19 protein-coding genes are annotated in these 21,222 nt (G+C 65.1%); 12 read left to right on the forward strand and 7 right to left on the reverse strand.

Going from position 1 to position 21,222, the window contains the following annotated elements; all coding sequences use genetic code 11:
• The 3 genes from AC3WJM_RS14590 to ybaK form a co-directional block, all read left to right on the forward strand.
• Positions 1-485, forward strand: a 485-nt coding sequence (locus AC3WJM_RS14590; RefSeq protein ID WP_492272230.1) for a sulfurtransferase, incomplete at its 5' end; no start/stop codon positions are given.
• Between the two features lie 101 nt (positions 486-586).
• On the forward strand, positions 587-1,042 hold the full coding sequence (locus AC3WJM_RS14595) for a SufE family protein (protein ID WP_284990698.1): 456 nt from the start codon (positions 587-589) through the stop codon (positions 1,040-1,042).
• A gap of 15 nt (positions 1,043-1,057) precedes the next feature.
• Positions 1,058-1,549, forward strand: coding sequence for a Cys-tRNA(Pro) deacylase (gene ybaK, locus AC3WJM_RS14600; protein ID WP_284990699.1), 492 nt, complete (start codon positions 1,058-1,060; stop codon positions 1,547-1,549).
• Positions 1,550-1,576: 27 nt separating this feature from the next.
• On the opposite strand, the gene AC3WJM_RS14605 is transcribed toward ybaK, so the two are convergent.
• Positions 1,577-2,827, reverse strand: coding sequence for an alpha/beta hydrolase family protein (locus tag AC3WJM_RS14605; RefSeq protein WP_307055154.1), 1,251 nt, complete (start codon positions 2,825-2,827; stop codon positions 1,577-1,579).
• Positions 2,828-2,968: 141 nt separating this feature from the next.
• Here AC3WJM_RS14605 and AC3WJM_RS14610 point away from each other — a divergent pair, with 141 nt between their 5' ends.
• The 9 genes from AC3WJM_RS14610 to AC3WJM_RS14650 all read left to right on the forward strand — a co-directional run bounded on the left by AC3WJM_RS14610 (position 2,969) and on the right by AC3WJM_RS14650 (position 13,199).
• Entirely contained in the window at positions 2,969-3,460 is a 492-nt protein-coding gene (locus AC3WJM_RS14610) for a hypothetical protein (protein WP_492272231.1), read from the forward strand.
• A 13-nt stretch (positions 3,461-3,473) separates the two neighbouring features.
• Positions 3,474-3,965 carry a peptide-methionine (R)-S-oxide reductase MsrB gene (gene msrB / locus AC3WJM_RS14615; RefSeq protein WP_492272232.1) on the forward strand — a complete coding sequence of 164 codons (492 nt, stop codon included), beginning with the start codon at positions 3,474-3,476 and terminating at the stop codon, positions 3,963-3,965.
• Positions 3,966-4,139: 174 nt separating this feature from the next.
• Positions 4,140-5,510: a DUF6421 family protein gene (locus AC3WJM_RS14620; protein ID WP_284990702.1), complete on the forward strand. Its 1,371-nt coding sequence runs from the start codon at positions 4,140-4,142 to the stop codon at positions 5,508-5,510.
• Positions 5,507-6,238 carry an SDR family NAD(P)-dependent oxidoreductase gene (locus tag AC3WJM_RS14625; protein ID WP_492272233.1) on the forward strand — a complete coding sequence of 244 codons (732 nt, stop codon included), beginning with the start codon at positions 5,507-5,509 and terminating at the stop codon, positions 6,236-6,238. Before AC3WJM_RS14620 ends, AC3WJM_RS14625 begins: the two co-directional genes overlap by 4 nt.
• Before the next feature lie 21 nt (positions 6,239-6,259).
• Positions 6,260-7,360, forward strand: a complete 1,101-nt coding sequence (locus tag AC3WJM_RS14630) for a threonine aldolase family protein (protein ID WP_492272234.1) — start codon at positions 6,260-6,262, stop codon at positions 7,358-7,360.
• A gap of 61 nt (positions 7,361-7,421) precedes the next feature.
• Positions 7,422-8,087, forward strand: a complete 666-nt coding sequence (locus tag AC3WJM_RS14635) for a DUF3000 domain-containing protein (RefSeq protein ID WP_492272235.1) — start codon at positions 7,422-7,424, stop codon at positions 8,085-8,087.
• Positions 8,088-8,156: 69 nt separating this feature from the next.
• Positions 8,157-9,509, forward strand: a complete 1,353-nt coding sequence (locus AC3WJM_RS14640) for an HRDC domain-containing protein (RefSeq protein ID WP_284990704.1) — start codon at positions 8,157-8,159, stop codon at positions 9,507-9,509.
• A gap of 250 nt (positions 9,510-9,759) precedes the next feature.
• Positions 9,760-11,052: a thiolase family protein gene (locus tag AC3WJM_RS14645; RefSeq protein ID WP_492272236.1), complete on the forward strand. Its 1,293-nt coding sequence runs from the start codon at positions 9,760-9,762 to the stop codon at positions 11,050-11,052.
• The gene (locus tag AC3WJM_RS14650) at positions 11,049-13,199 is read left to right on the forward strand and encodes a 3-hydroxyacyl-CoA dehydrogenase NAD-binding domain-containing protein (RefSeq protein WP_492272237.1); all 2,151 of its coding nucleotides are present in this window, start codon (positions 11,049-11,051) and stop codon (positions 13,197-13,199) included. Before AC3WJM_RS14645 ends, AC3WJM_RS14650 begins: the two co-directional genes overlap by 4 nt.
• Positions 13,200-13,209: 10 nt before the next feature.
• On the opposite strand, the gene AC3WJM_RS14655 is transcribed toward AC3WJM_RS14650, so the two are convergent.
• The 6 genes from AC3WJM_RS14655 to AC3WJM_RS14680 form a co-directional block, all read right to left on the reverse strand.
• Positions 13,210-14,280 (reverse strand): nucleoside hydrolase, encoded by a 1,071-nt coding sequence (locus AC3WJM_RS14655; RefSeq protein ID WP_492272238.1) that lies wholly within the window; start codon positions 14,278-14,280, stop codon positions 13,210-13,212.
• A gap of 10 nt (positions 14,281-14,290) precedes the next feature.
• The gene (locus AC3WJM_RS14660) at positions 14,291-15,268 is read right to left on the reverse strand and encodes an aldo/keto reductase (RefSeq protein ID WP_284990709.1); all 978 of its coding nucleotides are present in this window, start codon (positions 15,266-15,268) and stop codon (positions 14,291-14,293) included.
• Between the two features lie 39 nt (positions 15,269-15,307).
• The gene (locus AC3WJM_RS14665) at positions 15,308-15,523 is read right to left on the reverse strand and encodes a helix-hairpin-helix domain-containing protein (protein WP_028266791.1); all 216 of its coding nucleotides are present in this window, start codon (positions 15,521-15,523) and stop codon (positions 15,308-15,310) included.
• A 30-nt stretch (positions 15,524-15,553) separates the two neighbouring features.
• On the reverse strand, positions 15,554-16,114 hold the full coding sequence (locus AC3WJM_RS14670) for a hypothetical protein (RefSeq protein WP_059389101.1): 561 nt from the start codon (positions 16,112-16,114) through the stop codon (positions 15,554-15,556).
• A 94-nt stretch (positions 16,115-16,208) separates the two neighbouring features.
• Positions 16,209-18,182: a 1-deoxy-D-xylulose-5-phosphate synthase gene (dxs, locus tag AC3WJM_RS14675; protein ID WP_059389102.1), complete on the reverse strand. Its 1,974-nt coding sequence runs from the start codon at positions 18,180-18,182 to the stop codon at positions 16,209-16,211.
• A gap of 151 nt (positions 18,183-18,333) precedes the next feature.
• A complete protein-coding gene (locus AC3WJM_RS14680; protein ID WP_306962474.1) occupies positions 18,334-21,165 on the reverse strand; it encodes an aconitate hydratase in 2,832 nt (943 codons plus the stop codon).
• Between the last annotated feature and the right edge of the window lie 57 nt (positions 21,166-21,222).

Genomic DNA, 21,222 nt, shown 5'->3' on the forward strand with positions numbered 1-21,222 from the left:
AGCCCGCCCCGGGCGAGTACCCCGTGATCGACCGGAACGACGCCCCGATCCGTGCCTTCAAGGATGACGTGCTGGCCCACTTCGGCAAGCCGCTGATCGACGTCCGCTCCCCTGAGGAATACACCGGCCAGCGCACCCACATGCCTGCCTACCCCGAAGAGGGCGCCCTGCGCGGGGGGCACATCCCCACCGCGGCGTCCATCCCGTGGGCACGCGCCGCTGCCGAAGACGGCACGTACCGTAACCGGACCGAACTTGAGGACCTCTATCTCGGGGAAGCGGGCCTCACGGAAGGCGACGACGTCGTGGCCTACTGCCGTATCGGCGAGCGTTCCAGCCACACCTGGTTCGCCCTGAAGTACCTGCTTGGTTTCGAAACGGTCCGCAACTACGACGGTTCCTGGACGGAGTGGGGCAACGCGGTGCGCGTCCCGATCGCCAAGGGCGCTGAGCGGGGCTCCGTCCCCGCACTCGCCGGAAAGTAGTCCGGAATCTCCGGGCCCTGCCCGATAGGCCTGCCACCTTGGCTAGGCCATATTCAAGCAACAGGAGCCAGACCGGCCCGGACTTGCGTAAGCTGGAAGTGATGAGTACTTATACTTTGCCCGCCGCATTGGCGGAAATTGTCGATGACTTCCAGGCACTGACCGAGCCCGATCGCCTTCAGCTGTTGCTTGAGTTCTCGCGTGGGCTCCCGGCTTTGCCGGAACGGCTGCTGGACCACCCTGAGCTGCTGGAACAAGTGGTGGAGTGCCAGTCGCCGCTGTTCCTGACCATTGAACAGGAAAAGAACCCCGACGGCGTCGCTTACCGTTTGTTCTTCAAGGCACCGCCGGAGGCACCTACCACGCGCGGCTTCGCGGGGGTTCTGCACGAAGGACTGGATGGGCTGACTGCCGCGGAGATCCTGGCTGTACCGGATGACATGCCGGAACTGCTGGGCCTCACCCGGGCAATCACTCCCTTGCGCATGCGTGGCATGACGGCCATGCTGGGGCGGATCAAGCGCAAGGTCGCCGCGGCGGACCGCTTGTTGTCCTGATCCGGGATACCGGGAATGGCCAAGAAACAGGCTTCACAGGGAACGCCGGCCACAGCCGTACTGGCTGCGGCCGGCGTTCCTTTCACGCTGCACCCCTATGCGCACGATCCTTCGGCGCCCAGCTACGGGCTTGAAGCGGCCGAGGTCCTCGGTATCGATCCCGAGCGGGTCTTCAAGACTTTGATGGTGGACATTGACGGCAAGCTGGCGGTAGGCATAGTTCCGGTCAGCGGCACGCTGGATCTCAAGGCAATCGCGGCAGCTCTCGGATCGAAGAAGGCCACCATGGCCGACCCCAAGATGGCCGAGCGGCGCACCGGCTATGTCCTGGGCGGGATTTCCCCGCTGGGCCAGCGCCAGCCGTCGCCAACTGTGCTCGACGAATCGGCGTTGGCCTTCGGCACGGTCCTCGTGTCCGGTGGACGCCGCGGCCTGGACATCGAGCTGGACCCCGCAGACCTTATCCGGCTGACCGGCGCACGCACCGCGCCGATCGGCAGCCCCTAGCAAACGCCGGCAGTAGCACCGGCATGCTCACGCCGACACAGGCCCGCCGCGGGGCGTGAGGTGCGGAGCGAGCCATGAGCGCACCAACCGCTCCCATTTCTGCGGATCCACATTCCACTCCTTCGTGTGGCGCGCGCCTTCGAAAGGTTCGAAGGTGACCATGTCGGGATTCTTTTCGGCGAGGCTGGCCGAGGGTTCGTAGGGAACATACTCATCGTCCACGCTGTGGATGACCAGGGTTGGAGTCCGCAATTCGACGGCGCGGGCATCCCAGTCCATCGCCTTCAAGTCGACGGGCGCGGCCAGGCCGGTCAGGCGCCTGCCCAACGGGTGCCCCAACATGAGCTGCCCGTAACGGCCCACGGCGTAGGGGATCCTGTTGATCTGCGCGTGGTGCGCCAGGACGTTGACCCAGTTGATCACGGGTGCGTCCAGGACCATGGCCCTGATCACATGGCGGTGATGCGAGAGATCGGCCGTCTGCAGGCAGATCGCCCCGCCCATCGACCACCCGAACAGGACCACTTCGTGGGCGCCGTGCGCGAGTGCGTACTCAATGGCGGCGTCGACGTCGTGCCATTCCGTCGACCCCAGGCCGTACCGCCCGTCCGGGGCAGACGGCGCCAGGCCGTCGTTCCGGTAGGAAATGAGCAGGCTGTTGAGCCCAAGGTCGTGCGCTACGCGCGCGGCTCGCAAGCCTTCGAGCCGCGTGGCCCCACGGCCATGGACCATGATCGCCCAGGTTTTCGCCGGTTTCCCGGCGCTTGACGGAACCAGCCACGCAGGCGCCTGCCCACCCTCGACGTCGATCTGTATGTCTTCGGAGTCCAGGCCAAGCGCCGCCGGGGAGTCGTACACAGCACCGCTCCACCACCCGCGCCGGGCCGTCGACAGATCCCCGCTATAGACTTCCTCGACTTCGCGCTGCACCGTCCGTTCGGCGGGCGAATAGGACACGATCCGACCGATCCGCGCGAACCCTGTCCCGCCCGCGAAGAAGAGGCTGAACACGCCGTCGACGGTTGTGTCCGGGGTGGCCGCGAGAATGACCTGGAGCCCCTTATCACCGCGTACCACCGCCAACACCTCCTGGTCGGCCTCGCGCGTTGAGGGGGTAATGACACGCCGGGCAAAATAGGCTGCGAGCGCAGAAGACCCTGCGCCCAGCAAGCCGGCGATGCTGCTTCCAGCAACGATCCCCGCAACGGCCCATTTGGCGCGGACGGACATTTTCGCACCGGTCTCAACGTTTGGCGCAGCTCGGGTCATGGATGCCATGTGACCATTCTCCCGGTTGCGGGGCAGTGTTCCGAACAGCGCCCTCTGTGGCGTTTCCTCGCGGGAGGCAACACCGCGGCGAGAACAGAATTGCCGCGCGAAACCATGCCTCCCGGCACGGCTCAGGTCTACGCTGTAGCCATGAGTGAACCAATCGTCATCCTTACCGAAGAGCCTCTCGGCCCGGACGACCGCGTCAATATTGCCAAACTGATCGACGGCGGAGACTCGCCCCTGGTGGTGCTGGTGCCCGCAAACACCGAACGGCATTTGTTGGTGGACTTCCTTGAGAACCTCTCGTTGCTTGAAGTAGCCAAGGCATTCCGGGATCTGCTCGCGGAGGCGCCGGATCCGCAGTCGGAGCGGGCCCAGGCTGCCGAGGCCTTGTCGGCGTCGCTCGCGGCCCTGGATGGGCTGGGTGGCGGGGTGACTGGTGAAATCGTCGACGGCGGCGCGGTGGCAGGCTTGGTGTCCAAGGTCAAGGCTCTCAATGCCGCGCAGGCCGTCGTCGTCACGCGCCCGCACGCGATCGCCGATACCTTGCATACAGACTGGGCGAACAAGGCCCAGGATCAGTTGGGGCTGCCCGTCCTGCATCTCTATGCCGGCTCGGGATTTATCGGCGACTCGTGAGCGTTGAGTGAGCATGAGCACTGCAGATAACAGGAAGTACTTCCAAGCCGCGGACCCCTTGGCCGGGGTTCCCCTCCAGGATGTCCCGAAGGACGGGCAATGCGTGGAGAAAACGGACGCCGAGTGGCGCGAGGAACTTACCCCGGAGGAGTTCAGGGTTCTTCGCCAAGCCGGAACGGAACGCCCGTACACGGGTGAGTACTGGGACACCCATACGGCAGGCGTCTACCAGTGCCGCGCGTGCGGCGCAGAGCTTTTCACCAGCAACGAGAAATTCGATTCCCATTGCGGCTGGCCGTCCTTCTGGGCACCACTCGCGGAAGGCACAGTCCGTTACATCCACGACCGTACTTTGGGAATGGAACGGGTGGAGGTCCGCTGCGCCAATTGCGATTCCCACTTGGGGCACGTTTTCGCGGGTGAGGGCTACGGCACACCTACTGACCAGCGGTATTGCATAAATTCCGTTTCGCTCAGGCTTGTCGAGTCCCGGGCCGGGCAGTAGCGCCAAGCTACCGGCAGTCCCCAAGGCCAGCCCTCCCCGGGCTGGATCTTCCGGGGCTGCCGGAGCCACTTGCGAAAGAGTTTCTTATGCTCGAGCCACTTTTGAATTAGCGACTCTGGCCGCTTGCTACGCTCGCCTCAGAACAATGATTCTTGAGGAAAGGCACCGTCGACGATGACCATCACCGTTACCACCACCCGTCCGCGCATCACCTCTGACAACCGGGACTGGATTTCCCTGAAGGCCGCGGCCACTGCCCTCCAGGCGTTCCAAAGCCAGGACGGTTCCATCCAGGATTCCCTCCACCACGAGGCTGCCCGGGCATACACGGCCACCATCACGGAAGCCATCAAGAGCATGGCACCTGCGTTCCCGCATGACGCCGCCTATCTCGAACTCCTGGTCGCGGACTTCGGCCGCTGGGCCGACGCCGGCTTCGGAGTTCCGGACTTCCTCGACTCACTGCTGGCCTTCCAGCCGCAGGAACACCGCGAAGACGGGCTCCAGCACCTCGTAGTGTTCCCCATGTACACCCAGAACGGCAGCACGAGCCGTCTCGTGGAAGCGGTCCTGATCGAGGTGATCTGGCCCGAGTTCATCGGCGCCTTGGAGGCCGGCGACTACTCCAACAAGCTGTTCGTACCCATCCGTTTCGTGGATTTCACTCCCGGGTACGACACGAATTCGGCCGTCCTCTTCCCCGAGACCGTTGCAGTGCGGGAAACGCCTGCCTTCACGTGGGGCGCCATCTTCGCAGACCGCGAGGCCGCCCGCTTCCGCCGCGTGCTCAAAGCAGCCGCCGCAACGACGTCCCTGCAGCTTCCCCCAGATGCCGCCGAGCTGCTGGATGACCAGGAACTCACGCAGCGCACGTTCGTCATGTGGGACCTGATCCACGACCGCACCCACATGCGCGGCGACCTTCCCTTCGATCCGTTCATGATCAAGCAACGGATGCCGTTCTTCCTCTACTCGCTCGAGGAGCTCCGCTGCGACCTGACGGCTTTCCGCGAATCCGTCCGGATCGAAAAGGACGAGGATGCCTCCCCGGACGCCCGGCGCCACGCGAAGCTCGTGCAGTACGCCGTCATCTTCGACCGCATCTTCCGCTTCGCGATCACCGGCAACCGGGTCCGCAACTACGACGGACTGGGCGGCCAGCTCCTCTTCGCCTGGATGCACCAGCACCACGTCCTGCACTGGACCGACAGCAAGCTCAGCATCGACTGGGACGAGGCAGCCGACGTCGTGATCGAGCTCGGTGCCCGGATCGAAGAACTGTACTGGCGCTCGATCGACCGCCCCAAGGCCGCCCACTGGCTTGCAGCGTATAAGCTCATTTCCGGTACGGTCACTCCGCACCCGGCTTCGGTCTGGGCGAAGGGCCCGGAGGCACTGCCGCTCGACGGGCCGCCCCGCGGCCTCACAGACCAGGTCCTCGACGACGAATTCCCCCTGTCCATGTTCTACGAAGCACTGGAGAAGAAAATGCGTCCGATCATCGAATCAACCACCGGTATCACCGGGCAGACCGCAGCCTCATGACCGGCGGACCGCTGACTGTCGTCGTCACAGGTGGCAGCAACTCTTCCGGCATCGCCGTGGCCCGCACCTTCGCGCTGGCCGGGCACCGGGTCTTCACCATCGGCTCAAACGAGGCCCGAATCGAGGCTGCAGCGGCCGAAGCGGGCGACGACGTCACTCCCCTCGTATGCGATCTTTCCCGGCTTGAGTCCGTGCGCGAACTCGCCTCGGAGATCCACGGGAGCACGGAAAGGGTCGACGGCGTCATCCATCTGGTGGGAGGGTGGCGCGGAGCCAAGGGAATCGAAGACCAGCCGGACGAAGACTGGGCCGCCCTTGAGCAAAGCGCCATCACCACCCTGAGGAATGTCTCCAGGGTCTTCTACAAGGATGTCGCCTCTTCCCCCACGGGCCGTTTCGCCATGGTAAGTTCGACGGCGGTCGCCGCACCTACCGCCGGGGCCGCCACCTACGCGGCGGCCAAGGCTGCCGCGGAGACCTGGACCCTGGCCGTGGCTGACGGTTTCCGCCGCGATCAATCAGGAAACAAGGACGAACCAACGGAGCAGCACAGCGCCGCCGTCGTCTTCGTGGTGAAGTCGCTCCTGGACGCGGCGATGCGGCGGGAGCACCCGGAGCGGAAATTCCCCGGGTACACGGACGTCGAGGACTTGGCGGCGGCCGCCGTCGGGCTCTTCGACAAGCCTGCAGCGGAACTGAACGGACAGCGCCTCCTCCTGGCCAAATAGACTGAAAGCGTGAATGAACAAGTGACGAGCACTACAGAAGAATTCCCGGCTGCCCTCGACACGGAAGCCGTTGGGCGCCTCCACGATCCCTCCATCCGCGGTTTCGCCTCGGACAACTACTCAGGCGTCCACCCTGAAATCCTGGCGGCCCTGGCCGCAGCCAATGGCGGCCACCAGGTCTCTTACGGGGAGGACCAGTACACGGAGCGGCTCCAGGAAGTCATGGAGGAGCACTTCGGCGCAGGCATCGAATGCTTCCCCGTCTTCAACGGGACTGGCGCGAACGTGTTGTCCCTGCAGTCGCTGCTGCCGCGCTGGGGTGCGGTCATCTGCGCATCGACCGCCCACATCAACATGGACGAGAACGGCGCACCGGAGCGGATCGGCGGCATCAAGCTTCTCCAGGTCCCGACGTCGGACGGCAAGCTGACCCCGGAATTGATCGACCGCGAAGCGTGGGGCTGGGGCGACGAACACCGCGCGCAGCCCCTGGCCGTCTCCATCACGCAGACCACGGAGCTCGGCACGTGCTACACGCCGGAAGAAATCCGGGCGATCGCCGACCACATCCATGCCAAGGGCATGAAACTGCACATGGACGGCGCCCGGCTCGCCAATGCTGCCGCCCACCTTGGCGTGCCCTTGCGGACGTTCACCCGCGACGCCGGCGTCGACATCTTGTCCTTCGGCGGCACCAAGAACGGGCTGCTGTTCGGCGAAGTAGTGGTCGCCCTGAATCCCGAGGCCGCCCACGGGCTGAAGTTCCTGCGCAAGATGAACATGCAGCTGGCCTCCAAGATGCGCTTCATCTCGGTCCAGTTCGTCGCGCTTCTGGAGTCCGGGCTGTGGCTTCGCTCAGCGGAACACGCGAATGCCATGGCCTCACGGCTGCGTGCGGCGGTCGACTCCATCGAGGGCGTGGAGCCTACCCAGGCCACGGAGTCCAACGGCGTCTTCGCGGTACTGCCCGCCGGCGTCGCCGATCGCCTCCGCTCCTCCTTCAAGTTCTACGACTGGAACGAAGCGAACCGGGAGGTGCGCTGGATGTGTTCCTTCGACACCACCGAAGAGGACATCGATTCCTTCGTTGCCGCAATCAAGCGCGAACTGGCCGCGGCATAGGCCGCAGGACGGGGCGGCGTGGCTTCAAGGTTTCGCCGCCCCGGACACATAATCTGCGAAGGTGAACGCACTCGCACAGGTTCCCGCGGATTTCTTGCATGCGTTGGGAACGCTACGAAAAGCAAAGTGCCGGAGCGAGCTGCGGCTCGTGGAAATCCCGGCGCCCTCCCGCTTGGCCCCCTACGCCGTTGCCCTGGGGGCAGAGGTATTCAGCCGGTCGACGCGTCCCGGCCGAACCCCGGTCCATGGCCCCGCCGCCATGGCATTTTCCAGCGAAAACACACCGGGTTCCCCCGGCACGGCCGACGACGAAGACGACGAGCTTGCAACAGGCCGGTTCATCTTGCTCCATGATCCCGACGGCTCGGCTGTATGGGACGGCGAATTCCGGATCGTCACCTATATCCGCGCCCAGCTGGAAGCCGACATGGGCAATGACGCCATGCTCGGTTCCGTTGCGTGGACATGGCTCGTGGACTCCCTGGAGAACCATTCAGCCCAGTACCGGGCGGCTGGCGGAACGGCCACGCGCATCCTGTCCGAGAGCTTCGGCACGTTGGCCGAAAGACCTGAAACCATCGACATCGAACTCCGCGCCTCATGGACACCAGCGTCTTCCGATGTCCAGGCCCATCTGGAGGCATGGTGCGATATGGTCTGCACGTTCGCGGGGCTCCCTCCCCTGCCTCCCGGTGTCACGCCCCTGCCAAATCGGCGGCTCACATGAAGCCTGTGAAGGTGTGCTGGAGCCCTTGGCCGGACCGGCCGGGCACAGAGTCGGTAAACTGAAGGCACCATGACCCCTGAAAATCTGGAACCCACCACAGCCGGCGCTCCGGCTGCTGATCCCACACCACACATCACGGTAGACGGCTTCGAAGGCCGAATACCCGAGATCATCGATCTGGATGCCCCGCGCGAGGGGGTGCCGCTTGTCATCGACACCCTGTCCGGCCTGGAGCGGTGCGCCGCTGCCATCGCCGCGGGATCCGGCCCCGCCGGGGTCGACGCCGAAAGAGCCTCCGGCTTCCGCTACGGGCAGCGCGCCTTCCTCGTGCAGATCAGGCGCGACGGCGCAGGCACCTGGCTGATCGATCCCGAACCCTTCGATGACCTGAAAATCGTCAACGAGGCGCTGCGCGGCGTCGAGTGGATCCTGCACGCCGCGACGCAGGATCTTCCGTGCCTGGCCGAGCTTGGCATGTGGCCCGACAAGCTCTTCGACACGGAGCTCGCCGCACGCCTTGCCGGGCTGCCCCGCGTAGGCCTGGCGGCCGTCATAGAGCAGCTCCTGGGCTTCGGCCTCGCCAAGGAACACTCGGCCGCCGACTGGTCCACCCGCCCCCTCCCGGAACCCTGGCTGCGGTACGCGGCCCTCGACGTCGAGGTGCTCGCCGAACTGCGCGAAGAACTGATCGAACTCCTGGAAGCGGATGGCAAGCTGGATTTCGCCGAACAGGAATTCGCCGGAATCCTCGGAGCAGGCCTTCCCGCCCCGCGGGTGGACCCGTGGCGCAAGACCTCCGGACTGCACCAGATCCGTGACCGCCGCCAATTGGCTGCCGTGCGCGAACTTTGGTACGAACGGGATCAGCTCGCTCGGAAACGGGATGTTGCTCCCAGCCGCCTCATTCCCGACTCCGCCTTGGTCGCCGCCGCCAAGGCCATGCCCACAACCGTTCCGCAGCTCCTGGCCACCAAAGGTTTCCACGGACGGGCGGCACAGCGCGAAGCACCACGCTGGCTGCGCTGCATTGCCGGCGCGAGGACCACCGACGACCTTCCGCCGCTCCATCTTCCAACCAACGCTCCCCCGCCGCCTCGTGTCTGGACAGACCGCGATCCCGAAGCCGCGGCCCGGCTCGGGACTGCCCGGCCCCGGCTACAAGAGGCCGCCGATGGGCTCAAGCTTCCCGTGGAAAACCTGCTCACCCCGGATTACATGAGGCGCGTGCTGTGGCGGCCGCCGTCGGACATCACCGTGGAGTCCGTGTCGGAAGAGCTGCGCGCCCTTGGCGCCCGCGAGTGGCAAATCGCCATCACGGCGCCGATCCTCACCGAGGCGTCACTGAATCCGCAGCCGTTGCCCCCCAAGGAGCCCAAAGAGCCGCGGACCCCGGCGTCCAAGGAACGGACCCCGGCGCCTTAAAGCGGGGTTCCCGCGTCTCGGCCCAACCCCCGCTCACAAACAAGCCCTCCCGGCCCGACCCCCGCTCAGTGACGTGAGCGAGGGTCCGCCGGAAACCGGTCATACGTGAGCGAGGATCGGACCAAAGGCAGTCATATGTGAGCGGGGATCTCCTTGCGCGCTAAGTTACTGGCGAGTAACATGGCCGTAAATGACACCGGCTTCCCCCGTGAGGGCTGTCCGGCATCCATGTCTCAACGAGGAGTCACACATGAGCCAAACCGGGAACAGCGCCAAGCCGAGGACAGTCCGCGACGTCGTTTTCGTTGACGGTGTCCGGACGCCATTCGGCAAAGCGGGCGACAAGGGCATCTATGCAGGCACCCGCGCCGACGACCTCGTGGTCAAGTGCATCCGGGAACTGATGCGACGCAACCCGGGCTTGCCCGCCGAACGCGTTGACGAAGTCGCCATCGCCGCCACGACGCAGACCGGCGACCAAGGCTTGACCATCGGCCGCACTGCGGCCCTCCTGGCCGGCCTCCCCCGCAGCGTGCCCGGCTTTGCGATCGACCGCATGTGTGCCGGCGCAATGACCGCGGTCACGACGACGGCGAGCGGCATCGGTTTCGGCGCGTACGATGTCGTGATCGCCGGGGGCGTGGAGCACATGGGCAACCACCCCATGGGCGCGGGCGCGGATCCCAACCCCAGGTTCATGTCCGAGCGGATCGTCGATCCAGCCGCCCTGAATATGGGCAACACCGCCGAGAACCTGCACGACCGCTTCCCGGCGATCACCAAAGAGCGAACCGACGCCTACGCAGCGGCGTCCCAGGCAAAGCTCGCCGCCGCCTACGGCAAGGGACAGATCCAGCCCGACTTGGTCCCGGTCGCCACGATGAAGCCCGGACAAGGCTGGTCAGTGAACACCGTCGATGAGCCGCCGCGGCCCGGGACCACCGTTGAAGACCTCGCGGAGCTGCGTACGCCGTTCAGGGCCCATGGCCGGGTCACCGCAGGCAACGCGGCCGGCTTGAACGACGGCGCGACGGCGGCAGTCCTGGCCTCCGCGGAGGCTGCCGAAGAGCTCGGCCTGTCCGTGAAAATGCGCCTGGTCTCCTATGCTTTCGCGGGGGTCGAACCCGAGGTCATGGGTATCGGCCCGGTCCCGGCCACTGAGAAGGCCCTCAAGAACGCCGGACTCGGCATCGGGGACATCGACCTTTTCGAGATCAACGAGGCCTTCGCGGTTCAGGTCCTGAGCTTCCTGGACCACTTCGGAATCGCCGACGACGACCCTCGCGTCAACCGCTACGGCGGAGCGATCGCCGTCGGGCATCCCCTCGCATCATCCGGCGTTCGGCTCATGAATCAACTGGCCCGCCAGTTCGAGGAAGACCCGTCCGTCCGGTACGGCATCACTACCATGTGCATCGGTTTGGGAATGGGTGCCACAGTAATCTGGGAGAACCCGCACCACCCCGACTACAACAGCCACAACAGCTACAACAGCGAGACCGAGACCGCCGTCGAGACCGAGAGCAAGGGAGCCGCAGCATGAGCGCCGCAGAATTCCAGAAACTGGCCGGACTGTTCCCGGACGAGACCGTGACCCACTCCTACGTTCAGGACATCGAACTCCCCGGCAACGCCGGAACGTTCGCCCTGATCACCCTCGACAACGGCCTGGACCACACCAAGCCCACCACCCTCGGACCCAATACCCTCGTCGAGCTCGGGACGGTACTTGAAGGCCTTAAGGATCGCGCTGCGCGCGGCGAGATCGTCGGCGTCGGCATCACAGGCAAGCCATACTTCCTGGTGGCCGGCGCGGACCTCTCTGCGGTCAAGCGACTCGAAGAGCGGGAACACGGCCTGTGGATGGCGCAACTGGGCCACGATGTCTACGCGACGCTCGCCGATCTGGGTGTTCCCAGCTTCGCCTTCATCAACGGCCTCGCGCTCGGAGGCGGCCTCGAAATCGCCCTCCAGTCCACGTACCGCACGGTCTCGACGGGCGCCGGTGCCCTCGCTTTGCCCGAAGCCTTCATCGGGCTCGTCCCTGGTTGGGGCGGCGTCTACATCCTGCCGCGACTCATCGGCCCGGAAAACGCCGTCAAGGTCATGATCGAGAATCCGCTGAGCAACAACCGCACGCTCACCGGTCCCCAGGCTTTCCAGCTGGGCATTGCCGACGCGATCTTCGAACCCGCGGATTTCGTGGAGCAGTCCATTGCCTGGGCCGCGAAAGTGATCGCGGGCGAGGCCGTCCCGGATCGGAGCAACTCCGTGGACCCGGAGGACCCCTCGGTTGCCGAACGCTGGGCCGGCGCTGTGGCGGCGGGCCGTGCGTTCGTGGAAGCCAAAACCTCAAACGCATCACCGGCTCCGGCCAAGGTGCTGGATATCCTCGAGGCCAACCGGACCATGGGCAAGGCGGATTCCGCGGCCCTGGAATGCGAGACCCTCGCAGAGTTGATGCAGACGGACGAGTTCCGTTCCACCGTCTACGCCTTCCTGGACCTCGTGCAGAAGCGCTCGAAGCGGCCTGCAGGTGCGCCCGACCGCAAGCTCGCGCGCCCGGTGACGAAGATCGGCGTCGTCGGTGCCGGCCTGATGGCGAGCCAGCTCGCCCTGCTGTTCGCGCGCCAGCTCAAAGTGCCCGTGGTCCTGACGGACATCGACCAGGAACGCGTGGACAAGGGAGTTGCCTACGTCCATGCGGAGGTGGACAAGCTGCTCGGCAAGAAGCGGATCAGCTCCGACGCCGCCAACCGGACCAAGGCCCTGGTCACCGGCTCCGTCTCCAAAGAGGCATTCGCCGACGCGGACTTCGTCATTGAAGCTGTCTTCGAAGAACTCAACGTCAAGAAGCAGGTCTTCGCCGAAGTGGAGGCCATTGTCTCCCCCGAATGCATCCTCGCCACCAACACGTCCTCGCTGTCCGTGACCGCGATGGCTGAGGATCTGCAGCACCCGGAACGCCTGGTCGGGTTCCACTTCTTCAACCCCGTCGCCGTCATGCCGCTCCTGGAGATCGTGCGTGCCCCGAAGACCGACGACGCCGTGCTGGCCACCGCGTTCGAGCTCGCCAAGGGATTGAAGAAGACAGCCGTGCTGGTCAAGGACGCCGCCGCTTTCGTTGTCAACCGGATCCTGCTGCGGCTCATGGGCGAAGTCATTGCCGCGTTCGACGAAGGGACGCCGGCGGACGTCGCCGATTCGGCGCTTCGCCCCATGGGCCTGCCGATGAGTCCGTTCACCCTCAGCGCGATGGTAGGCCTTCCGGTCGCCCAGCACGTCCAGGAATCGCTGCACGCTGCCTTCGGCGAGCGTTTTGCGGTATCCCAGAACCTGCAGAAGTTGGTTGACAACGGCGTGAAGTCACTCTGGGCTCCGGGTCCTGACGGACAGCCGGTCATCCCGGCCGACACGTTGGCACTCATGTCCTTCGGCACCACGCCGTCCACTTCCGAGGAGGTCCTTCGTCGCACGCAGGACGCCCTGGCCGAGGAAATCGGACTCATGCTGTCCGAAGGCGTGGTGGCCGGGCCTGAAGACATTGACCTCTGTGTCATCCTCGGCGCCGGCTGGCCGATGTTCCTGGGCGGCATCACACCGTATCTGGATCGGGTGGGCGCCTCCGAGCGTGTCAACGGCAAACGCTTCCTGGCTCCCGGGATCGCGTCGAAGCCGGCCGCCGGGTAGCGTTCCGGCGTCAAGAACCCGGCAGGCTCCGGGCAAGGCCGCCCAATGCGCGCACCAGTTCGGCGAAGGCTTCGCTTGGGTGGTTTTCCGAGACGATGCGCGCGTTGGGAGGCTCGCCCCACAGTCCGCGGAAGTCCGCCACGGTGGTTCCGATGAGCTTGGGGGCCGCCGTCTCGACGTGCACCGTGGCCGTGCGGGTGCTGTACCTGGCAGTGCGTGCGGCGACGGACGCCGCGAAGTAGTCGTGGATGTGCGCCACGTAGCCTTGGCCGTACTTTCGGTGGAACTCGAAATAGAAGCGCAGCATATCGCTGAGGTGCCGCACGAGTTCGTTGGACGCAGTACTGCGCCGTCCCTCCGGCTGCTCCGGGAGGACAAGTTCCGGCTCCGTGCAACCCGCCTCGGCAGCCAAGGCCGCCACGTGCCCGGGTGTCAGTTCGATCCGTTCCGTGGTCTCCAAGGCGCACACCACCGGAAGGCATTCCTCGGGAAGTCCGGAGAAGGCCGCAAACACCTCGGCGGCTGCGTGCGGATCAACGTGGGTGTTCCACTCGGCGGTGGGCGTCGTGTTGCCCTGGTAGTAGTAGCTGCCACCCATGATCACGACGCCGCGCAGCAGCTCCGGCAGCCGCGGCTCGGCCCGCAGGGCGCGGGCAAAGTTGGTGAGGGGCGCCGTCAACAGGGCGGTCAGCTCCCCCGGCCGTGACCGGGCCGCTTCGACCCAAAGCTCGACGGCGTCGACGCCGTTCAGTTGTCCGCGCGGTTCCGGTAGCTCGGCGTAGCCCACGCCTTGGGGACCGTGGGTTTCCGGCGTGGTGGTCAGCGGGATCCGCAGCGGAGCCCGGGCCCCGATGGCAACGGGCACGTCAGGGCGGCCACACAACTCGAGCAGGGACAGGTTGTTGCGTGCCACCTGCTCCGCCCCGACGTTGCCCGGAGTGCTGCTCACTGCGACGAGTTCCACCTGCGGCTGGCTGCACAGGTAGGCGAGGGCCAGGGCGTCGTCGATTCCTGTGTCGCAGTCCACCAGCAAGCTCACGGATTCGCGCCGGCCTGCAGCCGCTGCCTGCTCCCCGCTCATGGAACGCTCCTTAGAAAAGGGCTACCTTGGGCGTGCGCGGGAAGATGTCGTCCATTTCGGCACGTTCTTCCGCCGTGGGCACCCAGCGCACGGCTTTCGCGTTTTCTGCGATCTGCTCCGGGCGGGTGGCTCCCGCAATGACGCTGCTGACTGCGGGCTGGGCGGCCAGCCAGGAGAAGGCCAGCTGCAGTTCGTTCAGGTCCCGCTCCTTGGCGAATTGGCTGAACCTGCCCAACTGGACCCAGTCGGCGTCGTGGACCATGTTGGTCCGCGTGTGGCTGAGGCGCGATCCTTCCGGGGCGCTGCCTGGAGCATACTTGCCCGTCAGGAGCCCGTTCGCCAGGGGGAAATACGGCAGGACACCGAGCCCGAAAGCCTGGGCGGCCGGAAGGACTTCGAGTTCCGCGCGGCGGTCCAGAAGGTTGTAGTGGTTCTGCGTCGAAATGAACCGTGCACCGCCCTGTATCCGTGCGACGTATTCGGCTTCGGCGATCTGCCACCCAGCACGGTTGGAATGGCCGAGGTACCGGACCTTGCCGCTTGTGACGAGGTCATCGAGGGCTGCGAGGGTCTCGTCAACCGGGGTGAGGGGGTCCGGGGTGTGGTACTGGTACAGGTCAATCCAGTCCGTGCCGAGGCGGCGCAGCGATGCCTCGGCTGCTTGGATGATGTAGCGGCGCGATCCCCGGGCGCCGAAATCGTTGCCGTTGGCGCCGTGCATATCCATGCCGAATTTCGTGGCCACGACGGCGTCGTCCCTGCGACCTTTCAGGGCGACGCCCAGCATGGTCTCGCTGAGGCCGGGCTCCCGGCCGTAGACGTCTGCAACATCGAAAAGCGTCACTCCGGCGTCCAAGGCGGCGTGCACTACCGCGTTGGTACCCTCCTGCGATTCAGTGGCCGTATTGGCCCGCCCGAGATTGTTGCACCCCAAACCGACTACTGAGACGGTCAATCCGGAATTTCCAAGACGGCGATATTCAGTCATGGTTTCACCCTACAACGACCGCGGGGGCGGGTCCGCCGCTCAGGATCCGAAGGCGATTCCCGCTTCTTCCATCGCATCGTGCAACTGGGCCATGACCTTGGGTCCCATGCCGTGCAGGGCCGCGACCCGTCCCTCGCCGAACTCGGCGAGTTGTTCCAGGGTTTCCAGACCTTCGTGGGCGAGTGCCCTTCGTGCGGGAGCGGACAAGCCCTTGGGCAGCGGAGTGTGTCCGGGCCAGTTGCTCTTGGGCGCCATGCGTGTCCCTTCGAAGCGGTGATGTGGTCCTTAGAGGGTAAAGCCCGCGCCCGTTTTCGGCGAGTGTTTTACTTTGAATGCGGTGGGTTCGGCATGGGGCGCCGCCGCGATGCTCAGCTTGGTGAAGTCCAGGTCTTCTCCCCTGATGCACACCTTGATGGCGTTGACGGCCTTGTTGACATCCGGGCACAGGCAGAAAATGTTGAGCTTCGAGTCGCTGATATCGGATCGATCCACGGTACCCAAACCGCGCCAGGCCAGTTCGCTCGTCAGGGCGGCCTTCGCCTTGCGTTCAAGATAGCGGTCGCGGTCGGTGCCGTCCTTCGTCTTGAGCGCGATCTGAGCGACCACCCAAAACTGCTCGGTCTCGGGAATCTCCGCGTAGCCATCCTCTTCGCATTGCGCGGCAAAGGCCGTCATGAGGCCTTCGACGGCGGATTCGTCGTCGACGTCGGTTTCGTCAGTGCTGCTCTGGTGTCCTACGACCCCGTGGTTGATGACGAACTGCTTGAATTCGTCGTCATACCAGGCTTCCCGGAAATGCAGGACCGCTTCGTCGTCGCGCTTATAGGTGCGGATGATGCCGCTCATGCCTGTCCTTTTCTGAACCACTCCGGGCAGGTGCTGTTCGGACCTGTGCCGTCGAAGGGTGCCTGTTTGTTGGATACTGCGCTGAACAGGCGGTTCACAGTTTGGGGAGACTGCCTGTGCTGGGGTGTTCTTGTCCTGGCAGGGGCCGCGCGAAAGGCACCTTTGTCCCCAGGACCTGCGCGACGACGTCGTGCGTTATCTGTTGGGCGGTAAGGCCCACGCGCTCAAGGACTTGGCTTCTGGTTCCATGGTCGAGGAATTCGACCGGAAGCCCCACTTCGTTGAGGGCCGTGTCCACGCCGGCCGCGCGCATCTCCTGGCGGATCCGGGAGCCGACGCCGCCTGCCCGGACGCCGTCTTCGATGCAGATCACCAAACGGTGCCGGGCAGCGAGGGCGATGATGGACTTGCGTACAGGCAGGACCCACCGCGGATCCACCACGGTGGAACTGATGCCTTGGGATCCGAGCCGGGACGCGACGTCGAGGGCGAGTTCGGACATTGCGCCTACGCTGACAACCAGGACATCGTTCTCGGTAGAGCCTTCGGGGCGGCGCGCGAGCACGTCGACGCCGTCGGAAAGCCGTTCGATCGCTTCGATCTCGCTTCCCACGCTGCCCTTGGAGAAGCGCACCACGCTGGGCGCGTCGGCGATGGCAACCGCTTCGCGAAGTTCTTCCCGCAGGCGGCTGGCATCCCGCGGAGCCGCGAGGTGCAGCCCTGGAACGATCTGGACCATCGCCATGTCCCACATGCCGTGGTGGCTGGCCCCGTCCGGGCCCGTCACGCCGGCGCGGTCCAACACGACCGTCACTCCGGCTTTGTGCAGGGCGACGTCCATGAGGAGCTGGTCGAAGGCACGGTTCAGGAACGTCGCGTAAACGGCGACGACGGGGTGCAGTCCACCGAAGGCCATGCCTGCGGCCGAGGTGAGGGCGTGCTGTTCGGCGATCCCGACGTCGATCACTCTTTCAGGGTGCCGTTCAGCGAACTTGTGCAACCCGACGGGGATCAGCATGGCCCCGGTGATACCGACGATGTCTTCGCGCTCATCGGCGATGTCCGCGATTTCCTCAGCGAACACGGATGTCCACGAGCGGGCTCCACCCGCTTCGGTGGGTTCGCCGGTTTCGGGATCGATGATCCCGACGGCGTGGAACTGGTCCGCCTCGTTGGCGAGGGCAGGCGCGTAGCCGTGCCCCTTTTCAGTCATGGCGTGGACGATCACCGGGCCGCCGTAATTACGGGCGGTAGTCAGCGCGTGCTCAAGGGCACGCATGTTGTGGCCGTCGACAGGGCCGATGTACTTCATGCCGAGGTCTTCGAACATGCCTTGCGGAGCCCACCAGTCCTTGATGCCCTTCTTCATGGCATGCAGGCTCCTGTAGGTGAACTGGCCGATCGGGCCGCCGCTTTGGAGTTTCTTCTTCCACCAGTCCAACACCACTTCATAGGTGGGGGCTGCCCGGAAGGAATCGATCGTGGGGCGCAGCGAAGCGAGGTAGTCGGCAAGACCGCCGACCGTCGGGGCATAGGAGCGGCCATTGTCGTTGACGACGATCACCACGCGTCGCCGCTTGTCGGCGGCGATGTTGTTGATTGCCTCCCAGGCCATGCCGCCCGTCAGCGCACCGTCTCCGACGACGGCGACAACGCAGCGGTCGCCCTCGCCGGTCAACTGGCGGGCACGGGAGATACCGTCGGCCCAGGACAAAGAGGAGGACGCGTGGGAGCTTTCCACGATGTCGTGCTCGGACTCGGCACGATCGGGGTAGCCGGACATGCCACCTTGCTGCCGGAGGGTGCTGAAATCCTGCCTGCCGGTCAGCAATTTGTGGACGTAGGACTGATGGCCGGTGTCGAAAACGATGCTGTCGCGCGGCGAATCGAAGACCTTATGGATGGCCATGGTGAGTTCCACCACGCCAAGGTTCGGTCCAAGGTGACCACCCGTTTGGGCGACGTTGGTGATGAGGAAAGTCCTGATCTCGCCTGCAAGCTGCTCCAGCTGCTGACTGGTGAGCTTGCTCAGGTCCTGCGGGTTCCGGATTGTCTCCAAGAGTCCCAACGGCCCCTCCTTAGGGTGGTTGACGTGCTATACAACTCTAACGCCTTGGCCGGAACCAAGCCGCAGGAAAGGCTACAGCCCCGGCCGGTCGATGACCAGCCGGGGCTGTAGCTTTTGCCTTTGGCGCAGGCGGAGCCCGCGCCGGTATCGGCTAGTGGGCCGAGATTTGGCGCAGAACGTACTGCAGGATGCCGCCGTTGCGGTAGTAGTCCGCTTCGCCCGGCGTATCGATACGCAACACGGCGTCGAAGGACTTGGTGCTGCCGTCCTCGGCCGTTGCCGTGACCTTGAGCGTCCGCGGCGTGGTGCCGTTGTTCAGCTCGGTGACGCCCTCCACGGAGAACGTTTCCGTTCCGACCAGGCCGAGCGACGCAGCCGATTCGCCGGCCGGGTACTGCAGCGGGAGGACGCCCATGCCGATGAGGTTGGAGCGGTGGATGCGCTCGTAGCTTTCGGCGATGACAGCCTTGACGCCCAGCAGCGCGGTTCCCTTGGCAGCCCAGTCACGGGACGAGCCGGAGCCGTACTCCTTGCCGGCCAGGACCACCAGCGGGGTGCCGGCTGCCTGGTAGTTCTGGGCAGCGTCGTAGACGTAGGCCTGGGGGCCGTCCGCCTGGGTGAAGTCGCGGGTGAAGCCACCCTCGACGCCCGCACCGTCGTTGAAGTCAGCGAGCAGCTGGTTCTTGATGCGTATGTTCGCGAAGGTTCCGCGGATCATGACCTCGTGGTTGCCACGGCGCGAACCGTAGGAGTTGAAGTCCTTGCGCTCCACGCCGTTGGCCAGAAGGTACTGGCCTGCCGGGGTGTCCGACTTGAAAGAACCGGCCGGGGAGATGTGGTCGGTGGTGACGGAGTCGCCGAGCTTCAGCAGCACGCGGGCTCCGGCGATGTCCGTTACCGGTTCCGGCTGCGCCTTCATGCCTTCGAAGTACGGGGGCTTCCGCACGTAGGTGGACTTGGCGTCCCAGGCGAAGGTGTCGCCTGCCGGAGTGTCGAGTGCCTTCCAGCGGTCGTCGCCGTCGAAGACGCCCTCGTAGCCGCGGGCGAACATTTCCTTGTCGATCGAGGAATCGATGACCTTCTGGACCTCGACCGGGTTCGGCCAGATGTCCTTCAAGAAGACATCGTTGCCGTCCTGGTCCTGGCCTAACGGATCGGCGTCGAAGTCGAAGTCCATGGTTCCGGCCAGGGCGTAGGCGATGACCAGCGGCGGGGAGGCCAGGTAGTTCATCTTGACGTCCGGGTTGATGCGGCCTTCGAAGTTGCGGTTGCCGGAGAGGACAGCCGAGACGGAAAGGTCGTTGGCCTGGATGGCCTCGGAGATTTCGGCGTCGAGCGGTCCAGAGTTGCCGATGCAGGTGGCGCAGCCGTAGCCCACGATGTAGAAGCCGAGCTTCTCCAGGTAGGGGGTCAGGCCGGACTTCTCGTAGTAGTCGGTGACAACTTTGGAGCCGGGAGCAACCGAAGTCTTGACCCACGGCTTGGACGTGAGGCCCTTGTCGACGGCGTTGCGGGCGAGCAGCGCGGCAGCAAGCATCACCGACGGGTTGGACGTGTTGGTGCAGGACGTGATCGACGCGATCGAAACGGCACCGTGGTCCAGTTCGAATTCGCGGCCGTCCGCTGTTGTGACGCTCACCTTGTTCGACGGACGACCGTTGGACTTCGGGCCGTGTCCGTGCGGCGCGACGTCGGACAGGTGCGTCGCGGTGGCGGTGAACGACGGCGAATCGGAGGCCGGGAAGCTCTCGTCGATCGCTTCGTCCAGGCTTCCGTCGGCCAGGTCTTCCTTCACGTAGTTGCGCAGGTCCTCGCGGAACTGGGCCTTGGACTCGGTGAGGATGATGCGGTCCTGGGGACGCTTCGGGCCCGAGATCGAGGGAACAACCGTGGACAGGTCGAGCTCGAGGTACTCGGAGAACTTGATCTCGTGCGAGGGATCGTGCCAGAGGCCCTGTTCCTTCGCGTAGGCCTCGACCAGGGCGACGTTCTGCTCGGAGCGGCCGGTGAGGCGCAAGTACTCGAGGGTGACGTCGTCGATCGGGAACATCGCTGCCGTTGAGCCGAACTCCGGGCTCATGTTGCCGATAGTGGCGCGGTTGGCCAACGGCACGGCCGCAACGCCTTCGCCGTAGAATTCCACGAACTTGCCGACCACGCCGTGGTTGCGCAGCTGCTCGGTGATGGTCAGGACGACGTCCGTGGCGGTGGCGCCGGCGGGGATGGAGCCGGTGAGCTTGAAGCCGACAACGCGCGGGATCAACATGGAAACGGGCTGCCCAAGCATGGCGGCCTCGGCTTCGATGCCGCCAACGCCCCAGCCGAGCACGCCCAGGCCGTTGACCATGGTGGTGTGGGAGTCCGTGCCGACGCAGGTGTCCGGGTAGGCGCGGAGGACGCCGTCAACTTCGCGGGTCATGACGGTGCGTGCCAGGTATTCGATGTTGACCTGGTGGACGATGCCGGTTCCCGGGGGGACAACCTTGAAGTCGTCGAAAGCAGTCTGGCCCCAACGCAGGAACTGGTAACGCTCGCCGTTGCGCTGGTATTCGATCTCCATGTTGCGCTCAAGCGCGCCGGAGTTGCCGAAGGCATCGATCTGCACGGAGTGGTCGATGACCATCTCAGCCGGAGCCAGCGGGTTGACGCGCTTGGGGTCGCCGCCGAGGTCCTTGATGGCTTCACGCATGGTGGCAAGGTCAACCACACAGGGAACCCCGGTGAAGTCCTGCATGATGACTCGGGCCGGGGTGAACTGGATCTCGGTGTCTGGCTGGGCATCCGGGTCCCAGCCAGCCAGGGCGCGGACGTGGTCGGCCGTGATATTGGCGCCATCTTCTGTCCGCAGGAGGTTTTCAAGCAATACCTTAAGGCTGAACGGAAGGCTGTCTGCGCCCTCAACGGAGTTCAACCGGAAAATTTCATAATCGGTGCCGGCTACATTCAGTACGCCTTTGGAACCGAAGCTGTCCACAGTGCTCATGGCAGGACTCCTCTCGCAACAGCTTTCATCTTTGTCGCGTGGTTGACCGCTAGCTAG

It is taken from the genome of Arthrobacter sp. FW306-1B-G06A (assembly GCF_058781765.1).